We start from the raw sequence: 18,733 nt of genomic DNA on the forward strand, positions 1-18,733 counted from the left end.
ACCGACCCACCACTCCCAGGAGATCGCGATGAGTCCCAGCCCCACGTCCCGCTCGGTCATCGTCAGCGGCGCCCGGACCCCCATGGGCCGGCTGCTCGGCTCGCTGAAGGACTTCTCCGCCGCCGACCTCGGCGCCGTCGCGATCAGGGCCGCGCTCGAGCGCGCCGGGATCTCCGGCGACCAGGTCGAGTACGTGATCATGGGGCAGGTGCTGCAGGCCGGCGCCGGTCAGAACCCGGCCCGTCCCGCGGCCGTCGCCGCCGGCATCCCCATGACGGTGCCGGCCATCACCGTGAACAAGGTGTGCCTGTCCGGCCTCAGCGCCATCGCGATGGCCGACCAGCTCATCCGCGCCGGTGAGTTCGACGTCGTCGTGGCCGGCGGTCAGGAGTCCATGACACAGGCGCCGCACCTGCTGCCCGGGTCGCGCACCGGCACCAAGTACGGCGACACGACGCTGGTCGACGCGATGGCGCACGACGGGCTGTCGGACACCTTCGACCAGGTCGCCATGGGCGCGCTGACCGAGCAGGCCAACAGCCGCTACGACCTGACCCGCGAGGAGCAGGACGCCTTCGCCGCGGAGAGCCACCAGAAGGCCGCCCGCGCGGGGAAGAACGGCGTCTTCGACGAGGCGATCACCCCCGTCCTCATCCCGCAGCGCAAGGGCGACCCCATCGAGTTCCGCGACGACGAGGGCGTCCGCCCCGACACCACGGCCGAGACCCTGGCCCGGCTCAAGCCCGCCTTCGCGAAGGACGGGACGATCACCGCCGGCACCGCCTCGCAGATCTCCGACGGCGCCTGCGCGGTCGTGGTCATGTCCGCGGAGAAGGCCGCCGAGCTGGGCATCACCCCGATCGCCGAGATCGGCGCCCACGGCGTGGTCGCCGGACCGGACGCGACCCTGCAGACCCAGCCGTCACGGGCGGTCCAGCGGGCGTGCGAGCGGGAGGGCATCGACCCGGCCGAGCTCGACGTGGTCGAGTTCAACGAGGCCTTCGCCGCCGTCGCGATCGTCTCCACCCGCGAGCTCGGCATCGACCCGGAGAAGGTCAACCCCAACGGCGGCGCCATCGCCCTGGGCCACCCGATCGGCATGAGCGGCGCCCGCGTCGTGCTCGACGTCGCCCTGGAGCTCCGCCGTCGCGGCGGCGGCGTCGGTGCCGCCGCGCTGTGCGGCGGCGGCGGGCAGGGCGACGCGCTGGTCCTGCACGTCCCCGCGAGTGCGTGACTCGTCCGATCCAGCTGGCTCATCCTCACGGGTCCCTGGCACTGCCCCGTCCGCCGTCGGGTGGGGCAGTGTGCCGGGACCGCTCGGTGTCCGCCCCTGCGTGGGCTGTCACCGGACCCGGCAACCGTCCTCGGCCTCACCGTTCATGCGCTCCATGAGGCGATCTCGAGGTCGTCACCCGCCCAGCATCCCGGTGGCGTGGAGCTCACCAGCCGGCCGGCTCCGCGGCGGAACGGCCGACGGACACAGCGGGGGCCGGCCCATCGCGGCAGCGTGCACCTGGTGGTGCCCTCGGCCTCCGACGAGCTCGACTCGCACCGTCCGTGGTGCGCGTCCCCGTGATCCGGGCAGGTTCGCCGAGGTCGGCGGGCTCCGTTCGCCTTGGCGCGCGCCTCCGGGAAGAGCAAGCTGGGGCGTGGCCACGAGGGGGTTGCCTTGCCCACCATCCCGTCCCGCGACCCGGCCGAGAGCATCGACGAGATCCGGCGGTACGCCCAGGAGCGGCTGACCCCGGAGCAGGAGCGGCTGTTCCGGACGTTCGTCGAGCAGTACTACCGGCACGTCTCCCGCGACGATCTCGCGGCCCGGCGCGTGCACGACCTGTACGGCGTCGCGATGTCGCACCTGGCCATCGCCCTGGACCGGTCGCCCGGTGTGCCCGCGGTGCGGGTGTACTCGCCGGATCTCGAGGAGCACGGATTCGGCTCGCCGCACACTGTCGTCGACATCGTGACCGACGACATGCCCTTCGTCGTCGACTCGGTGACGGCGGAGGTCCTCCGGCGCGGCCTCGGCCTGCATCTCACCGTGCGCCCCGTCCTCTGGGTGCGCCACGACGACGGGCGGCTCGTCGACATCCTCGACCGACACGATGCGGGGTCGGTGGCGTCGGTGGCGACGGCCGAGGCGTTCGTACACCTGGAGGTCGACCGGCAGACCGACGCCAGAGTGCTGGACGAACTGGGCCGGGACCTCCTCCGTGTCCTCGGCGACGTGCGTGCCGCGGTCGAGGACTGGTCGGCCATGCGGGCGCAGGCGCTGGCCGTGGCCGAGGCCGTGGAGAGCGGAGCGTCGATCTTCCACGAGCAGGACCGGAAGGAGGCGGCCGCTTTGCTGCGGTGGCTCGCCGACGACCACTTCACATTCCTCGGTTACCGGGAGTACGAGCTGGGTCGAGAGGGCGACGAGGACGCGCTGCACGCCGTCCCGGAGACGGGGCTCGGGCTGCTGCGCGACAGCCGGAGCCGATCGGTCTCGCACAGCTTCGCGAAGCTGCCGCCCGAGGTCCGGCAGAAGGCACGCGAGCCTCGGTTGCTCAACCTCACCAAGGCGAACTCGCGGTCGACCGTCCACAAGCCCGACCACCTGGACTACATCGGCGTCAAGTCGCTCGGGCCAGAAGGTGACGTCGTCGGTGAACGGCGGTTCCTCGGCCTCATGGCGAGCTCGGTCTACCGGCAGTCACCACGGGACATTCCCGTCCTCCGCCGCAAGGTGCAGGCGGTCCTCGAACGTGCCGGACACCCGCTCGACCGTTACGACGCGCGCATGCTGCTCAACATCCTCGAGAACCACCCCCGCGAGGAGTTGTTCCAGGTCGACGCCGAGGAGCTGTACGAGGCGGCTACGGCCATCCTCGACATCCAGGACCGTCAGCGGCTGCGTCTCCTCGTCCGGCGTGACGTGTTCGGCCGCTTCATCTCCTGTCTCGTGTACCTGCCACGCGACCGGCTCACCACCGCGCTCCGCACCCGTATCGAAGGCATCCTGCGGGGGGCCTTCCACGGGGAGAGCACGCAGTACGCGATACAGGTGAGCGAATCGGTCCTGGCGCGGCTGCACATCACCGTCCAGACCAGGCCCGGCGCGGTGCCGGAGTACGACGTCGGTGAGATCGAAGCCCGCCTCGTGGCGGCGATGCGCTCGTGGACCGACGACCTGTACGACGCACTGGTCGACCAGGTCGGCGAGGAACGTGGGGTCGCCCTACGCGACCGCTACGCCGACGCGTTCCCCTTGGCCTATCAGCACGACACCTCCGCTGCCGCGGCCGTCGTCGACATCGGGCGGATCGAGGGGCTGGGGGGTGGCGACGACCTCGTGATGCACCTGCACCGGCCGCTGGAGGCCGCGCCGGGCACGCTGCGGTTCAAGCTCTTCCGCCACGGCCAGTCCGTCACGCTCTCCGATGTCCTGCCGCTCCTGGAGAACATGGGTGTCCACGTCGTCGACGAGCATCCGTACGAGGTGCGGCCGACCGGTACCGACCCGGTATGGATCTACGACTTCGGGCTGCGCCACGAGCACCTTCCCGACCTCGACGCCGACGGGATGCGCGAGCGCTTCCAGGAGGCGTTCGCCATGGTGTGGCACGGCGAACTGGAAGACGACGGGCTCAACCGGCTGGTGCTCCGCGCCGGGCTGCGGGGGCGCGAGGTGGCCGTCGTACGCGCCTACGCGAAGTACCTCAGGCAGGTCGGAGCCGCGTTCGCCCTGGACTACACCGTGGCGACGCTCGCCAACAATCCTGAGCTGGCCCACCGCCTCTACGAGCTCTTCCGCGTCCGGCTGGACCCCGATCTGGCAGAGGACCGCGATCTGGGGGCCCAGCAGGTCCTCAAGGACTTCGAGGCCGGGCTCGATGCCGTCACCAGCCTCAACGAGGACCGGATCCTGCGCGCCCTGCTGCGGGTCGTGCAGGCGACGCTGCGGACCAACTACTTCCAGCTGGCGCCGGACGGGGAGGCCAAACCGTGGCTCGCGATCAAGCTCGCCTCGGGGCAGATCCCCGACCTGCCCCTGCCGCGGCCGGCGTTCGAGGTCTTCGTCTACTCGCCCCGCGTCGAGGGCGTCCACCTGCGCGGCGGCTCGGTCGCCCGCGGCGGCCTCCGCTGGTCTGACCGGCCGGAGGACTTCCGGACCGAGGTGCTCGGGCTGATGAAGGCCCAGATGGTGAAGAACGCCGTCATCGTGCCGGTCGGCGCCAAGGGGGGCTTCGTCGTGAAGAACCCGCCCACGGACCGGGGCGCGCTGCCGGCCGAGGTGGTCGCCTGCTACTCGGCGTTCATCCGGGGACTCCTCGACGTGACCGACAACCTCGCGGGCAGCCGGGTCGTCCCACCTGAGCGCGTCGTGCGTCACGACGGGGACGACGCCTACCTGGTCGTAGCTGCCGACAAGGGCACCGCGACGTTCTCCGACATCGCCAACGCCATCTCCCACGAGTACGGGTTCTGGCTGGGCGACGCCTTCGCGTCGGGCGGCTCGGCCGGATATGACCACAAGGCCATGGGCATTACGGCGCGCGGAGCCTGGATCTCCGTCCAGCGCCACTTCCGCGACCTCGGCGTCGACGTGCAGGACGAGGACATCACGGTCGCCGGCATCGGGGACATGTCGGGCGACGTCTTCGGCAACGGGATGCTGCTCTCCGAGCACATCCGCCTGGTGGCCGCTTTCGACCACCGGCACGTCTTCCTCGACCCCGATCCGGACCCGGCAGCGAGCTACGCCGAGCGCACCCGGCTGTTCGGCCTCCCTGGTTCCAGCTGGGCTGACTACGACGCCTCGCTCGTCTCGGCCGGGGGCGGGGTGTTCCCACGCACGGCGAAGACGATCACGCTCACCCCGGAGATCCGGGCCCGGCTGGACGTCCCGGAGGAGATCCTCACCCCGGACGAGCTGATCCGCGCCGTCCTCAGGGCCCCGGTCGACCTGCTGTGGAACGGCGGCGTCGGCACCTACGTCAAGGCGACGGCGGAGACCCACGCCGAGGTGGGGGACAAGGGGAACGACCCAGTCCGCATCGACGCCGGCCAGCTGCGCTGCCGGGTCGTCGGTGAGGGCGGCAACCTCGGCTTCACGCAGCGGGGCCGGGTCGAGTTCGCACTCAGGGGCGGCCGGATCAACACCGACGCCATCGACAACTCCGCCGGCGTGGACTGCTCCGACCACGAGGTCAACATCAAGGTCCTCCTCGACCGCGTGTCCGCCGACGGCGACCTCACGGGCAAACAGCGCGACGCCCTCCTCGTGGAGATGACCGACGAGGTGGCCGAGCTCGTGCTCTCCGACAACGCCGCACAGACGCGCGCGCTGGACCACGCCCGAGCGCAGGCGAACGCCATGCTCGACGTGCACGTCCGCTACCTGGGCGCGCTCGAGCGGGGTGGGCGGCTCAACCGGGCGCTCGAATTCCTGCCGACGGACGAAGAACTGGCCGAGCGCACCTCGGCAAGCGGCGGCTTGGTCCTGCCCGAGCTAGCGGTCCTGCAGGCCTATTCGAAGCTCTGGATCTATGACGAGGTGCTCGCCTCCGATCTCCCGGACGACCCCTTCCTGTCCGCCGAGCTGGTGAACTACTTCCCGAGCGCCATCCGGCAGCGGTACGCCGACCGGCTGCCGACGCACCCCCTGCGTCGTGAGATCATCGCGACCTGCGTGACGAACGCGCTGGTCAACCGCGCCGGTAGTACGTATGCGTTCCGCCTGGCCGAGGGGGGCGGGCTCCTGGTCCCTCACATCGCCCGCGCGCACATCGCCGCCTGGGAGATCTTCGGGCTGACGGAGCTCCAGGCCCGGATCGAGTCACTGGCCGACGTCTCCATGGACGTCCGGACCCGGCTCACACTCGAGGTGCAGACGCTCGCCGAACGCGCGAGTCGCTGGCTGCTGCGCAGTCGTCGTCAACCGTTGGACGTCCGGGGCGCCGTCGACCATTTCGGGCCGGCGGTCCCGCTGCTGGTCGGTGAGATGCCGCGTCTGCTCGCCGCCTCGGCGGAGGCGAACGAGGCGTACAGCCGCGCGGTCACACGGTTCGCCGCGGACGGGGTTCCGGAGGCGCTCGCCGCGCGCGTGGCGGCGCTGCCGGCGCTCTTCTCCGCTCTGGACGTCATCGACCTGGCGCACGCGACCGGTCACGACTGGGAGCAGGTGGCCACTGTCCACCTCGCTCTCGGGTACCACCTGCGACTCGACTGGCTGCGCGAGCGGATCATGAAGCTGCCGCGAGATGACCGCTGGCAGGCGCTGGCTCGTCTCGGGCTGCGCGACGATCTCGACGCCGTCCGTGCCTCGCTGACCGCCGAGGTGTTGCGGGCCGGTAGCCCAGGGCGGAACTGCGACGAACTGATCCAGTCGGGGTTCCTCCACCATCAACCGGCGGTCGGCCGCTTTCTCGGGATCCTCCGTGACATCGCCGCCGACGACCGCGCGGACCTCGCCACGCTCTGCGTGGCGCTGCGCGAGGTACGCGGACTGGTGTCGGGTCGGTCCGAAGCGGCTGAGCCCTGAGCGTCCCGCTGCCGGCCCGGACATGCTGCGTCAGAGACCTCGGGTATCCGCGGATGGGCGAGGATCGGTCGGACTCCACGACCTCGAGGAGGTCGACACCCATCCTCCTGGCGGACTCCTCGCGGACGATCGGGAGCCGGTCACGGGTGTGCCGAGGGATGGGGCTCGCGAACACCACCGTCGAGACGCATCGGCCGTCCGCACGGTTCGCAGACTGCCGCTGCGGACGTGATCAAGCCGCCGCGCCGGGCGTCAACAACGTCTCTGGGCGCCGTACCTGGAGAACTTCCGTGCCCACGTCACCCGCCGCAAGGGCCGCACCCGGTTCCCGGCCTCCTGCCGCTACCCGGCCTCGCGCCACCACGCCGAGGTGCGGATCGCGATCACGCGTGACAGCGGTTTTCAGGTGGCTTGTCGGATGGGGTAGCCGGCGTGGGCGAACCAGCCGGCGGCATCGGCGGCCGTGATCGCCTCCAGCGCGGTGGCGATCGCGGCGTCCAGCGCCGCCCGGGTGCGGGCGGCGGCCGCCCGGATGAGGATTTTGAGTTTGCTGAACGCTTCCTCAACCGGGGACAGGTCCGGTGAGTAGGCGGGTAGGAACACCAGCCGGCAGCCGGCGGCCTCGACCAGCGCGCGGATCCGGTCGGGCTTGTGCGCCCCGACGTTGTCCACCACCACGACCTGGCCCGGGTGCAGCGCGGGCAGCAGGAAGTGCTGCAGGTAGGTGGCGAACACCGCGGTGTCGGTGCCGCCCTCCACCGTCATCGCCGCAGTCATCCCGGCCCATGACAGCCCAGCGATCAGCGTGGTCACCGACCCGCGGTTGCGAGGCACTGCGCCGCGGACGCGGCTGCCGCGGGGCGCGCGGGCGCGACGGCGGGTCATCGAGGTGTGCGTGCCGCACTCATCGACGAACACCAACTGGGTCGGGTCGATCGTGGCCAGGTCGGTGCGCCACCGGGTGCGCGCGGTCTCGTCGCGCTCGGTGGCGCTCAGACTTTTGACTTCAGCGGCCAGCCCGGCCGCCGCCGACGCCCCGAGGGGGTCACTGCCTGCGCCGGATCGTCAGCGGGCAGGTCGGCGATGGCCCGCGACATCGTCGCCAGCGACACGGTCATCCCGGTGGCGGCGTTGAATGCCGCGGCGTGCTCGGCCAGCGTGGCATCGGCCACGACCTGCAGGCGATCGGGTAGCCACGCCTGCAGCCGCGCCTTCTTCTCCGGCACCGGTCCATGCCGCTGCTGATCCGGCGCCAGGCTGCCAGTGGCCCGCCGGCGGGCCAGATACCGCTCCACGCTGCGCACCGACAGCCCGAACACCACCGCGGCCTGTTCCTGCGTCATCCCGCCGTCAACCGCGGCTACCACCCGCTCACGCAGATCCATCGAGTACGCCCGCATGCCGATCCGGGCTACTCCCTTGCCGACGCACCGTCAACCAATCAGCACACCGCTGTGAGAAGGACGCCCGCCCCTGGCCTCCGTACCCACTCGCGGTCGGCGCACGGGTAGCGGCGTACCACGTCGAGATCGATCTCCCCCACCGCGGCTGCTGGCTCAATCGGATCGAGCCCCTGTTCGCCGAGCTGCGCTGTCTGATCCTCGACGCACGGACCATGCCTGCCACCGCCGGCAGCCGCCCAGATCCGCCGCTTCACCGCCTGTCGAAACGGTCACGTCACCGACCTCGAGCTCCGCAGGGTCAGCAAGCGGGACTCCATCGTCGAGCCCGCGCCTACAGGACGCCGACACTGGCGTGCGCAGTCCTCCCCAGATCACGGCGACCTGCCCTGTCGGCGTTGCACCCGAGGGACGCGTTGACCCGACTCCGTCCGACTCCGCAGGAGGGGCGTCCCGCGTGCCAGATCCGGAACGACTCCCGTCTCGGGCCGCCGACAGCCCGGCGAGTGACTCAGGGCGCCGAGAACCGCAGGGGCAGACTGGTGAACCCGCGCATGAGCCCGGAGGTCTCCGTGCCCGCTCCCGCGAGGCGGATCTCCGAGGTCCGGGCCAGGATCTCCTCCATCGCCAGCCGCATCTCCAGGCGGGCCAGGGGTGCTCCGTAGCACAGGTGGGCGCCGGCGCCGAACGCCATGTGGGGGTTCGGTGACCTGTCGATGATGCAGGCGCTCGGGTGCTCGAAGGCCTCGGGATCGAGGTCGGCCGCCGCGTAGTGGAGCGCCACGCGGTCGCCGGCCCGGATCGTGCGATCGTGCAGTTCGACGTCGTGCACGGCCGTGCGGGCGATCGACTGCAGCGGGGTCTCGATGCGGAGGAACTCCTCGACCGCGGTCGGGATCTTCTCCGGGTGTCGACGTAGCTCCGCCTGGATGTCCGGGTTGGTCGCCAGCCGGTACATCGTCGTGGCGAGGGCGTCGGCGGTTGTGGCGTGTCCCGCCACGAACATCTGGACGCCGATGTGGACGACCTTCTCCTCGCTCAGCGGCTGACCGTCGATCTCCGCCGCCAGGACACCGCTGAGCATGTCGGTCTCCGGGTCCAGTGGCCGGGCCCGCCGCTCCGCGACGACCTCCGACACGGCGGACTCGAACATCTGCCCGATCACGGCGTTGATCTTCTCCGGGTCCCAGCCCACGCGCTCGAAGCCGCGGAACTGCTCGACGAACTCGACGTGGGTGGAGTCGGGCAGGTTGAGCAGGGCGGCGAGGGCCCGTGCCGGCAACGGCTGGCACAGACCGGTGACGATGTCGCCCTCGCCCGCTTCGAGCAGGGGACCGAGGTCCTCGACGACGAATCCCCGGATCGTCGGCTCCAGGCGCGCCATGGCGTCCTTCGAGACGTACCGGTTGAGCAGCCGACGGTACGTGGCGTGCTCGGGCGGGTTGAGCGAGATGGGGATCTGGTTGTCGAAGTCGGGCCACGCGATGATCGGCGCCCCGGAGGCGAAGGTGCGCGGCTGGCGGGCCGCCTCGCGGACGTCGGCATAGCGGGTCAGCGACCAGTAGCCGCCGTGCTCGTCGGACCAGGCGACCGGACACTCCTCGCGCAGGCGCTGGTACTCGGCGAGACGCCGCACGGAGCGGCCTCCACCGGCTTCCTTCGGGCTCCAGTCGGTGGGCCGGCTTCGAGCGCTGGGATCCGCGTGCTCCGTCATGTCGCGAGGCTAGCCAGGATGACGGAAAAGGCAACCGTTTGTTTACGGTGCCGGACCCCGTCCCCTGGACCGCCCGTCGAGGTGGCCGAGCCGCTGCAGGCCCGCTGACGGAGTCCGGCGCGGTGCGGCCGGCTTCTGACACGCGGACGCCGTTCCGTTCCGCACCGTGTCCCGACGCTCCCGATCGCCGCGACGACGACGGGCGCCCACCGGCCGGTGAGCGCCCCCGTCCGCGGCCGCGTCAGTGCGCGAGGCCGAGGCGACGCCGGCATCCTCGGCGCGGACGCCGAGCGTGGCGGCGGAATACGCCGGCGCCATCACGAAGCCGATCCCGAGGCCGACGACCACCAGACCCGGCACCACCCCGTCCAGCAGCCGCTGTCGACGTCGAGCCGGGTGAACAGCAGCAGTCCGGCCGCCGCCACGGCGAAGCCGAGGGTGACGGGCACCTCCACGCCGATCCGGCCGACGACGCTCGGCGCGACCTGCGCGGACACCGTCAGCGAGAAGATCGTCAGCAGGAACGCCAGGCCGGTGGGCAGCGGCTCGAAGCCGAGCACGGTGGACGTGGAGTAGGTCAGGAAGAGGAAGACGCCGAAGAGGCCGGCACCGACCGGACCGATCGCGAGGGAGGCCCCTACCGCGGGTGCGGTCGGTGACCACCCGCATCGGCAGCAGCGGGTGGGCGACCCGGAGCTCGACGGCGACGAAGGCAGCGCCGGCTTCTGAGGAGATCGCCCGGGTGGCCGGCGTCGGCGTGGCCACGGGTGTACCGCCGGTTCCCCGAGCGGTCGGACCTGGTCGACGCCCTCTTCGAGGAGGGGATCGCCCTGGTCGGCGCACGCCTGGAGGAGGCGCTCGCCGTTCCCGACCCCTGGACGGGCCTGTGCGACCTCGTCCTGTGGAGCGTCCACCGGATGGCGAACGACCGCGGCCCGACCCAGGTCCTCACCGCAGCGGGCCACGCCCTGACCAGCCGGATCGGTGCACCCGGCAACCCCGGGGCCCGCGAGCGCCACGCGACGCTCCTCCGGGACGGACTGTCCGCGCACCGGGACTCCCCCACGCCGATGCCGGCGCCGGCGCCGACCGCACAGGACCTGGCCTGCATCGCCGCGCCCGACGACCGCCCGGGGCAGCCCTCACGATGACACTCCCCCGGCGTCGCATCGGGCTGGGGCCCGCCGAGCTGCTGCAGCGCCACCGGTGCACCCCACGGCGGTGGTGCGCACCGAGGGCCACGTGACCCGAGCACGGCCCCCGCCTCCGGCGGGAGGGGGGCGAGGGGCACAGGGCGGGACCGGCCGGCCGCTTCCGCCACGGGACGCGGCGTAACGGGATGTCAGCCGTGCGGCGGGGCGTGGGCCGGGGCGACGGTGTCCGTCAGCGACAGCAGGCCCGCTCGACGATCTCCTCCAGGTCGTCACCCTCGGCGTCGGGGTACCCGGCGGCCGGGCCAGCGCCCGCGAGGACGTTGTAGCGACAACCACTTCTGTGTCAGAGTGGTCGCTGTCGCACGTTCCTCGCCCGAGGAGGTGGCCGTGGACGCTCCCTGGCTGGACCGGCGGCAGCTGCGTGCCTGGACCCGCCTCCGGGCGGTGCTCGAGCTGCTCCCCACCACGTTGGACGCGCAGATCCGTCGCGACGCCGACGTCAACGAGTTCGAGTACCACGTCCTGGCGATGCTGTCCGAGACACCCGGTCGAACCCTCCGCATGACCGAGGTGGCACGGCGGACCGCCGCCACGCTCCCGCGGCTCTCGCACGTGGTGACCCGCCTCGAGGGCCGCGGCCTCGTGGAGCGCTCCGCCTGTCCCGAGGACCGTCGGGCCACCAACGCCCGGCTCACCGAGGCGGGATGGGCGAAGGTGCAGCAGGCGGCGCCCGGCCACGTCGCCACGGTGCGCCACCACGTCGTCGACGCCCTCACCGACGAACAGCTCGACCAGCTCGCGGCGATCGGGGACGCCCTCCTGGCCAGGCTGGACCCCTCGGGGGTCATGGCCGCGACCTACAACCGCTACGACGAGGAGTCCGCACCCGCAGACCCGCTGGTCGTACTGCCCGGACAGGCTGGTGCACCGCGAGACGAGCGGTCGACCGTGATGTGAGGGGGGACCTCCAGGTCCTGCGTGGGAGCCGTCGAGGCTCCACGGGGACGCCCCCGACGGCGCGTCCACCGAAGCGACCCGCCACGACTCCCGCAGAGAGGCACACCGCCACGACCTCCGTCCCGACCCGGCTCGCCGACGCCCTGTTCGCCCGGTTCCCCTCCACGGTCGCCACCCGCCTGGTCAGGCCGCCGTCCCTGTCGCTCCCGGCCGGGACGTCGCCGCAGCGGAGGCCGTCCTGGTCCCGACCCGTCCCCGCCTGGTCCGGCTCCTCCACGGGCACTACGTCACCGACGCCGCGCGCCGCGCGGAACCGCTGGCGTCCCCGCTGCTGGGCGAGGAGGAGATTGCAGCCCTCCCGCCCCTGCTCGTGGTGACCGCCGAGCAGGACTCCATCCGCCCCCAGGACGAGCGCTTCGTCGAGAAGGCGCGGAGCAGGGCGTCCCGGTGTCCTACCACTGCACCGCCGGGGTCGACCACGGCTTCCCCCAGAGCTCGAAGGAGCAGGACGAGGCCGCGGTGCGGGAGCCCGCGGAACTCGTGCACGGTCACCTGACCGAGCACCTCGCGTGAGGGGCCCGCGGTCATCGGCGTCACGGATGGCTGCGCATGGGCAGGAGCCATTTCCGCTCCTCCCGCGTCCTGACCAGACTCGGCACCGCAGTGGCGCCGGTCACCAGGGACCCGGCGCGCCGTTCTCCGGAGGTCCTGCGTGACGTCGCCCGCCGCCGTGGCCGCTCCCCCGTCCGCGGCCGCGCTCGAGGTGCTCTCCGGCCTCCTGCGGGACGCCGTCCTGCTCGCGGGGCGGGGAACCGCCTCACCGGCCGACATCGACACCGCGATGCGCCTGGGCGCCGGGCACCCCGCCGGCCCGTTCGAGGTCCTGGCGTCCCTCGGTCCCGGCCGGCGCAGCAGCCTCGGCCTGCCGGAGCTGTTCCCGGAGGCGCCGGCGTCCGACCCGACGGCCGCGCCTGCCGGCGGCGGCTGGACCGGCCCGGTCGGTGTCCTGGGCACCGGGCACATGGCGGGCGGCATCGTCGAGGCGGTCGCCCGCAGCGGCCGGCCGGTCCGGGTGCTGTCCCGCTCGGAGGCGTCGGGCGCCCGGCTGCTCGGCGCGCTGGGGAGGAGCCTCGACCGCGCCGTCTCCCGCGGCCGGCTCGACGAGGCCGCCCGCGCCGAGGTGTTCGGCCGGGTGTCGGTGACGCACGACGCGGCCGGCCTGGCCGGCTCCGACGTCGTCGTCGAGGCGGTCGCCGAGGACCTCGCCGTCAAGGCCGCCGTCCTCGGGGCGGTCGACGCCGCCCTGCCGCCGTCGCTGCCGCTGGCGACCAACACCTCGTCCTTCCGCGTCGGCGACCTGCGCCCGTCGGTGACCTCCGGCCGGCCGTTGCTGGCCCTGCACTTCTTCAACCCCGCCCAGGTGATGAGGCTCGTGGAGGTCGTCGTCCCCGACGACGTGCCGGACGCCGCAGGGCTGTGGACCACGGCGAGCGCCTGGGTCCGCGACCTCGGCAAGACGCCGGTCACGTGCGCGGACTCCCGTGGGTTCGTCGTCAACCGGCTGCTGATCCCGTTCCTCAACGACGCGGTGCGGCTGCACGAGCAGGGCACGCCCGCCGAGGAGGTCGACGAGCTCCTGCGCACCGGCGCCGGGCACCCCATGGGGCCGCTGGCGCTGGTCGACCTCATCGGCGTCGACGTCACGGTGGCCGCGCTGGCGTCGATGGCCGCCGTCGAGGACGACCCGCGCATCCGCCCCGCCGCCGCCCTGACCGACCTGCTCGCCGCCGGGCGGCTCGGCCGCAAGACCGGCGCCGGCTTCCACAGCTACTGAGAGGACGGGCGTGAGCGACCCCACCGCGACCTGGACCGCACTGATCAGCCGCTACTACGACGGCTGCAGCGCCGGCGACGTCGACCTGATGCTGCAGACGCTGCACCCCGAGGTGGTGCACTGGTTCCTCGCCCCCAACACGGGGTCGGCGCCGGTCGAGGGCGCCGAGCACCTGGCCCGCTACTGGCGGAAGGTGGCGCGCATGCTGCAGGCGCGCTGGGTGGTCGACAGCATCTGCGCCACCCCGGAGCAGGCGGTCATCGAGTGGACGATGTGGTGGCTGCCCGAGGGCGCGACCGAGCGCGTCGCCACCCGCGGCGCCGAGTGGTTCACCGGCCAGGACGGGCTGATCCGGGAGATCCGCAGCTACTACCAGTTGCGCCCGGAGACCACGGAGCTCGACGGCTTCCCCTACGCCGACCGCGGCTACTCGCTGCCCGGCGCCGAGCGCAGCACGATCCACCCCGACGCCGAGCAGCACGGACCAGGAGGCACCGCGTGAGCGCCGTCGAGACCACCCGGGACGGCGCGGTCGCGACCGTCACGCTCGCCCGGCCGGACAAGCTGAACGCCCTGGACTGGGCCACCCGCTGGGAGCTGGTCGGCGCGCTGCGCGAGGTCGCCGCCGACACGGGTGTCCGCGCCGTGGTGCTCACCGGCACCGGGCGGGCCTTCTGCGTGGGGCAGGACCTCGCCGCCGTCGAGGAGCTCGAGCACGCCGACGAGACCGTCGCCGGCTCCTACAACCCGATCGCGCAGGCGATCGCCGGCATGCCGAAGCCGGTCGTCGCGGCGGTCAACGGTCTCGCCGTCGGCGCCGGGTTCGGGCTCGGGCTGGCCTGCGACCAGCGGCTGGCGTCGGACACCGCGTCCTTCTCGTGCGCGTTCTCGAAGGTCGGTCTCGTGCCCGACACCGCCGCCTCCTGGTACCTCGTCCGCGAGCTGGGCTACACCCGGGCGTTCCGGCTGGCGGCCACCGGCCGCACGGTCCGCGCGGCCGAGGCGCTGGAACTCGGGCTGCTCGACGAGGTCCTCCCGGCCGACGCGCTCGCCGACCGGGCGCACGAGCTCGCCCGCGAGCTCGCCTCCGGCCCCGCCCTCGCGCTCGCGCTCACCAAGCGCCAGTTCCGGGCGGTGGGTGAGGTGTCCTTCGAGGCGGCGCTGGCGATCGAGGCCCGCCACCAGGGCGAGGCGGCCGCACACCCCGACCACGTCGAGGGACGGACGGCGTTCGCCGAGAAGCGCGCGCCCCGGTGGAGGTGACCGCCCCGGCGGTCGTGCTCGTGCACGGCCTCTGGCACGGCGCGTGGTGCTGGGACGCCGTGCGCGGGGAACTCACCGGGCGCGGCGTGGACAGCGTCGCCGTCGAGCTGCCGCTCACCGACCTCGCCGCCGACGTCGCGGCGACGCGCGACGCCCTGGACGCCCTCGGCCGGCCGGCCGTGCTGGTCGCACACTCCTACGGCGGCGCCGTGATCACGGCCGCCGGCATCCATCCGCTGGTCCGCGAGCTGCTGTACATCGCCGCGTTCCAACTGGAGGAGGGCGAGTCGGTGAGCCGGACGCGGGTCGGCGACCTGCCCGACACCCGGCTGGGTGAGGCCCTGCTGGTGTCCGGGGACGCGGTGGACCTCGACCCGGTGCTCGGTCCGCGCCTGCTCTACGGCGACGCGCCGGTGGACGTCGCCGTCGCGGCGACCGCCCGGCTGCGGCCTGTCCACCGGGCTGTCCTGCGCGGCGTGCCGGACGCGATCGCCTGGCGGACGGTGCCCTCGACGTACGCCGTCTGCACCGAGGACGAGGTCGTGCACCCCGACCGGCAGCGGGCGATGGCCGCCCGCGCGACCCGGGTGGTGGAGTGGCCGTGCGGCCACAGCCCGCAGGCCACCCGGCCGGCCGAGGTCGCGGACCTCGTCGTCGGCCGGGTGCGCGCCCTGGCTACGGGCTGACCGCCTCCGGCACCGGGATCTCCCGGAGGTCTCCCGCGATCGGGAGCACCGGCTCGGTCAGCATCCGGTCCACGAGGGCAGCGACGGCGGCCTCGTGGACGACGGCAGTGGTGCCGCCGATCTCGTCAGCGACCCGCTGCGCGGCGAGCGCAGCGCCGATGCCGCCACCGGTGACCACGGTGACGGCGTCCTGGAGCTGCACGCTCAGGTCCCTGCCCCGATCCGGCGCCGGCCGCGCGGGACCGGCAGCGGGTCGGGGCCCGGGACGATGCGGTTCTCGATGACCCCGAGCTCCTCGACCTCCATGCGGACGACGTCGCCGACCCGCAACCAGTCCGGGGCGGTGTCCGGTCGCGTCCGCCTGATCTCGGCGAGGCAGCCGGTGCCGCAGGTGCCCGACCCAAGGACGTCGCCGGGCCGCACGACGGTGCCCCGGGAGGCGTGCGCGACGAGCTCGGCGAAGGACCAGGCCATGTGGGAGGTGACGTCGCCGCCGACGCGCTCGCCGTTGAGCCGGACCTCGGTGCGCAGCGCCAGCCGGCCGTCCTCGACGCGGTCGGCGACCTCGTCGGCGGTCACCAGCCAGGGCCCGAGGGTGGTGGCGGCGTCCTTGGACTTCGACGGGCCCATCGGGAACCGGAACTCGTGCACCTGCAGGTCGCGGGCCGACCAGTCGTTGAACAGCGTGTAGCCCAGGATGTGCCCGGCGGCCTGCTCCGGCGTCAGGTCCGACCCGGCCCGCCCGACGACGACGCCCACCTCGAGCTCGTAGTCGTACTGGGTGACGTACGGCGGCATCCGCACGTCACCGTAGGGGGCGACGATCGAGGCCGGGTTGGAGAAGTAGAACAGCGGCATCTCGTACCACTCGTCGGGCGGCGGCGCCCCGGTGAGCTCGGCGAGGTGGGCCTCGTAGGTGAGGAAGTCGCGCACGCTCGGCGGGTCGAGGAGCGGGCCGAAGGAGGCCCGCCCGACCTCGACGGCCTCGGCGGAGCGGGCGGCCTGCCGGGCGGCGGCGGCCAGCGCCTCCTCGCCGCCGCGGACGACGTCGAGCAGCGTCGGGCCGGCGTCGAGCAGCCGGACGACGCCGTCGGTCATGGCGCCGTCCAGCACGCCGACGCGCGGCCCGTCCGCGGTGAGCAGGGTGGTCAGCCGCACGTCACTTCACCGCCACGGGGTTGACCGGGGAGCCCACGGCGTGGGTGAAGGGCAGCGGCTGCGCGGAGAGGAAGAACTCGTAGACCCCGTCGGTGGCGCAGTCGGCGGCCAGGGCGTCGAGGTCCCACATCTCCCCGAGCAGCAGGCCGATGTGCGGCAGGGCGACCTGGTGCAGCGGCTGCATGGCGCCGGGCCACTCGTTGGGCCGGACCTCCACGCCCCAGGTGTCGGTGGCGACGGCGGCGATCTCGGTGGCGTGCAGCCAGCCGGCCGTCTCGAACGACAGGCCGGGCGCCGGCCCGCCGGCGTAGCCGCCCCAGCCCTCGCCGGCGGCCAGCCGTCGGCGGACGCGGGTGAGCTGACCGGTGCGCACGAGGACGATGTCGCCGCGGCGGACCTGCGAGCTCTCGCCCTGCCGGCGGATCGTGTCCTGCAGGTCGGCGCTGGTGATGGGGCAGCCGTCGGGCAGCTCGCCGTCCTCGCCGAGGGCCCGGCCGACGTCGAGCAGCACGCCGCGGCCGACGACCGGAGCGGCCAGGTTCTCGATGCCGGTGACCTGGTCGCCCTCACCCGTCACCACCTCGCGGGCGACCCGGCCGTTCCACGCCACGCCGTGGTCGAAGACGTGCCCGAGGCCGTCCCACTGCGTCGAGCACTGCAGCGGCATGAAGACGACGTCGTCGGCGACGGAGAGGCCGTGCGGCAGCCCCATCTGCGCGGCGGTCTCCATGCCGGTGGAGGTCATCGTGTGCACCGGGTTGACCCGGCGCTTCCAGCCGAACTGGGGACCGTCGGTGTCGAAGGGCAGCGAGAGGCTGAAGGAGTCGCCACGACGGACCAGCGCGGCGGCGGCGGCACGGGTGGCGGCGTCGAGGTGGTTGACCGTGCCGAGCGCGTCGTCGGCACCCCACCGGTTCCAGTTGCCGAAGCGCTTCGCCGAGTCGGCGATCGCGGCCTCCGGGTCCTCGCCGAACTCGGCGGTGATGTCGTAGCCGTTCACGTGTCCAGTCCCAGGAGTCGGGCGGCGTTGCCGCCGCGGATGGCGTCGGTGGTGGCGGCGTCGAAGCCGGCCGCCTCGAGGCGGTCGACGGGGTCCTCGACGCCCATGTCGAAGGGGTAGTCGCTGCCGAGGGTCACCTGGCCCGCGCCCATGACCGAGACCAGGTGGCGCAGCTGCTCGCGGGTGTAGACGAGGGAGTCCACCCAGGTGCGGCGCAGCAGCGCCGACGGCGGCGCCTCGGTCGTGCGCGCGTCGGCGCGGGCGGCCCAGGCGTGGTCGGCGCGGGTCACGTAGCTGGGCAGGTAGCCGCCGCCGTGCGCCGACCAGATCCGCAGGCCCGGGTGCCGCTCGAGCAGGCCGGAGAAGACGACCCGCGACAGCGCCAGCGCCGTCTCGGTCGGGTTGCCCACGGAGTTGAACAGGTAGTAGGCGTTCAGGCGCTCGCCCAGCGTGCAGCCCCAGGGGTGGATGAGCACGGCGGTGTCGAGCTCCTCGGCGGCGGCCCAGAAGTCGGCCAGCGAGGGATCGTCGAGCTCGCGCCCCGGACCGGCCGCGGTGGAGATCTGCACCCCGCGCACGCCGAGGTCGCGCACCGCCGTCTGCAGCTGCGCCACGGCGAGGTCGGGGTGCTGCAGCGACACCGTCCCGATCGGCAGCAGCCTGTCCGGTGCCTTCGCGCAGGCCTCGGCCACGCCCTCGTTGGTGGCGGCCACGATCCGCTCGGCGAGGTCACGGTCGGCCCAGGCGTGCGGTAGCGGGGTGGCGGACACGGCCTGCAGGTCCACCCGGGCGGCGCCCATCGCGGCCAGCCGCAGGTCCGGATCGGTCAGCCGGGGAGCCAGGTCGGCGATGTGCCGCAGGTTGTGGGCCAGCGACTCCGGCCCCAGCGTGGCGGCGTCGACCGCGCGCTGCTGGGCCAGGCCGGGCCGGCCCTCCAGCAGGGCGTCGACGGCGGGGACGGCGACGTGCGCGTGGACGTCGATGGCGGGCACGTGTGACGGCGGTGGCACGGCAGTCAGCATCGGTCCTCGACGGGCTGAC

The 18,733-nt window shown here is 73.2% G+C and carries 17 protein-coding genes and 1 pseudogene; 10 read left to right on the top strand and 8 right to left on the bottom strand.

Annotated elements, in window-relative coordinates; genetic code table 11:
• The first annotated feature begins 28 nt into the window (after positions 1–28).
• On the top strand, positions 29–1,234 hold the full coding sequence (locus ACU616_RS23735) for an acetyl-CoA C-acetyltransferase (protein ID WP_446760868.1): 1,206 nt from the start codon (positions 29–31) through the stop codon (positions 1,232–1,234).
• Between the two features lie 435 nt (positions 1,235–1,669).
• The gene (locus tag ACU616_RS23740; RefSeq protein ID WP_446760869.1) at positions 1,670–6,526 is read left to right on the top strand and encodes an NAD-glutamate dehydrogenase; all 4,857 of its coding nucleotides are present in this window, start codon (positions 1,670–1,672) and stop codon (positions 6,524–6,526) included.
• 402 nt (positions 6,527–6,928) lie between these two features.
• Here the strand turns inward: ACU616_RS23740 and ACU616_RS23745 are convergent, their stop codons facing one another.
• The 4 genes from ACU616_RS23745 to ACU616_RS23760 all read right to left on the bottom strand — a co-directional run bounded on the left by ACU616_RS23745 (position 6,929) and on the right by ACU616_RS23760 (position 10,200).
• Positions 6,929–7,543 (bottom strand): IS630 family transposase, encoded by a 615-nt coding sequence (locus ACU616_RS23745; RefSeq protein WP_446761522.1) that lies wholly within the window; start codon positions 7,541–7,543, stop codon positions 6,929–6,931.
• The gene (locus tag ACU616_RS23750; protein ID WP_446759286.1) at positions 7,519–7,926 is read right to left on the bottom strand and encodes an IS630 transposase-related protein; all 408 of its coding nucleotides are present in this window, start codon (positions 7,924–7,926) and stop codon (positions 7,519–7,521) included. Before ACU616_RS23750 ends, ACU616_RS23745 begins: the two co-directional genes overlap by 25 nt.
• Before the next feature lie 511 nt (positions 7,927–8,437).
• Positions 8,438–9,562, bottom strand: a complete 1,125-nt coding sequence (locus ACU616_RS23755; RefSeq protein WP_446760870.1) for a cytochrome P450 — start codon at positions 9,560–9,562, stop codon at positions 8,438–8,440.
• Between the two features lie 395 nt (positions 9,563–9,957).
• Positions 9,958–10,200: a hypothetical protein gene (locus tag ACU616_RS23760; RefSeq protein WP_446760871.1), complete on the bottom strand. Its 243-nt coding sequence runs from the start codon at positions 10,198–10,200 to the stop codon at positions 9,958–9,960.
• Positions 10,201–10,407: 207 nt separating this feature from the next.
• Here ACU616_RS23760 and ACU616_RS23765 point away from each other — a divergent pair, with 207 nt between their 5' ends.
• The 8 genes and pseudogenes from ACU616_RS23765 (at position 10,408) to ACU616_RS23800 (ending at position 15,534) form a co-directional block, all read left to right on the top strand.
• Positions 10,408–10,791 carry a TetR/AcrR family transcriptional regulator gene (locus ACU616_RS23765; protein ID WP_446760872.1) on the top strand — a complete coding sequence of 128 codons (384 nt, stop codon included), beginning with the start codon at positions 10,408–10,410 and terminating at the stop codon, positions 10,789–10,791.
• Positions 10,792–11,181: 390 nt separating this feature from the next.
• Positions 11,182–11,751 (top strand): MarR family winged helix-turn-helix transcriptional regulator, encoded by a 570-nt coding sequence (locus ACU616_RS23770; RefSeq protein WP_446760873.1) that lies wholly within the window; start codon positions 11,182–11,184, stop codon positions 11,749–11,751.
• A gap of 259 nt (positions 11,752–12,010) precedes the next feature.
• A pseudogene (locus tag ACU616_RS23775) lies at positions 12,011–12,142 on the top strand (alpha/beta hydrolase fold domain-containing protein); the annotation flags it as partial.
• 56 nt (positions 12,143–12,198) lie between these two features.
• The gene (locus ACU616_RS23780) at positions 12,199–12,324 is read left to right on the top strand and encodes a hypothetical protein (protein ID WP_446760874.1); all 126 of its coding nucleotides are present in this window, start codon (positions 12,199–12,201) and stop codon (positions 12,322–12,324) included.
• Positions 12,325–12,463: 139 nt separating this feature from the next.
• Complete coding sequence (locus ACU616_RS23785; RefSeq protein ID WP_446760875.1) at positions 12,464–13,585, top strand: 3-hydroxyacyl-CoA dehydrogenase NAD-binding domain-containing protein; 1,122 nt, start codon at positions 12,464–12,466, stop codon at positions 13,583–13,585.
• A 10-nt stretch (positions 13,586–13,595) separates the two neighbouring features.
• Positions 13,596–14,087, top strand: coding sequence for a nuclear transport factor 2 family protein (locus ACU616_RS23790; RefSeq protein ID WP_446760876.1), 492 nt, complete (start codon positions 13,596–13,598; stop codon positions 14,085–14,087).
• Positions 14,084–14,848 (top strand): enoyl-CoA hydratase/isomerase family protein, encoded by a 765-nt coding sequence (locus ACU616_RS23795; protein WP_446760877.1) that lies wholly within the window; start codon positions 14,084–14,086, stop codon positions 14,846–14,848. The genes ACU616_RS23790 and ACU616_RS23795 overlap by 4 nt, the downstream gene beginning before the upstream one ends.
• Positions 14,845–15,534 (top strand): alpha/beta fold hydrolase, encoded by a 690-nt coding sequence (locus tag ACU616_RS23800; RefSeq protein ID WP_446760878.1) that lies wholly within the window; start codon positions 14,845–14,847, stop codon positions 15,532–15,534. The genes ACU616_RS23795 and ACU616_RS23800 overlap by 4 nt, the downstream gene beginning before the upstream one ends.
• Here the strand turns inward: ACU616_RS23800 and ACU616_RS23805 are convergent.
• Genes ACU616_RS23805 through ACU616_RS23820 form a run of 4 tightly spaced genes read right to left on the bottom strand, consistent with a single transcriptional unit; the run spans position 15,524 to position 18,702 of the window.
• Positions 15,524–15,736, bottom strand: a complete 213-nt coding sequence (locus ACU616_RS23805) for a hypothetical protein (RefSeq protein WP_446760879.1) — start codon at positions 15,734–15,736, stop codon at positions 15,524–15,526. The two genes, ACU616_RS23800 and ACU616_RS23805, sit on opposite strands and share 11 nt — an antisense overlap.
• Before the next feature lie 2 nt (positions 15,737–15,738).
• Positions 15,739–16,692 carry a fumarylacetoacetate hydrolase family protein gene (locus ACU616_RS23810; protein WP_446760880.1) on the bottom strand — a complete coding sequence of 318 codons (954 nt, stop codon included), beginning with the start codon at positions 16,690–16,692 and terminating at the stop codon, positions 15,739–15,741.
• Between the two features lies 1 nt (position 16,693).
• Positions 16,694–17,692, bottom strand: coding sequence for a cyclase family protein (locus ACU616_RS23815; protein ID WP_446760881.1), 999 nt, complete (start codon positions 17,690–17,692; stop codon positions 16,694–16,696).
• On the bottom strand, positions 17,689–18,702 hold the full coding sequence (locus ACU616_RS23820; protein ID WP_446760882.1) for an amidohydrolase family protein: 1,014 nt from the start codon (positions 18,700–18,702) through the stop codon (positions 17,689–17,691). The genes ACU616_RS23815 and ACU616_RS23820 overlap by 4 nt, the downstream gene beginning before the upstream one ends.
• Positions 18,703–18,733 lie beyond the last annotated feature (31 nt).

Source organism: Geodermatophilus sp. URMC 62 (assembly GCF_052931475.1).

Coding starts and splice junctions, on each gene's coding strand:
- ACU616_RS23750 (WP_446759286.1), bottom strand. CDS start 7,926: ATGCGGGCGTACTCGATGGATCTGCGTGAGCGGGTGGTAGCCGCGGTT.
- ACU616_RS23735 (WP_446760868.1), top strand. CDS start 29: ATGAGTCCCAGCCCCACGTCCCGCTCGGTCATCGTCAGCGGCGCCCGG.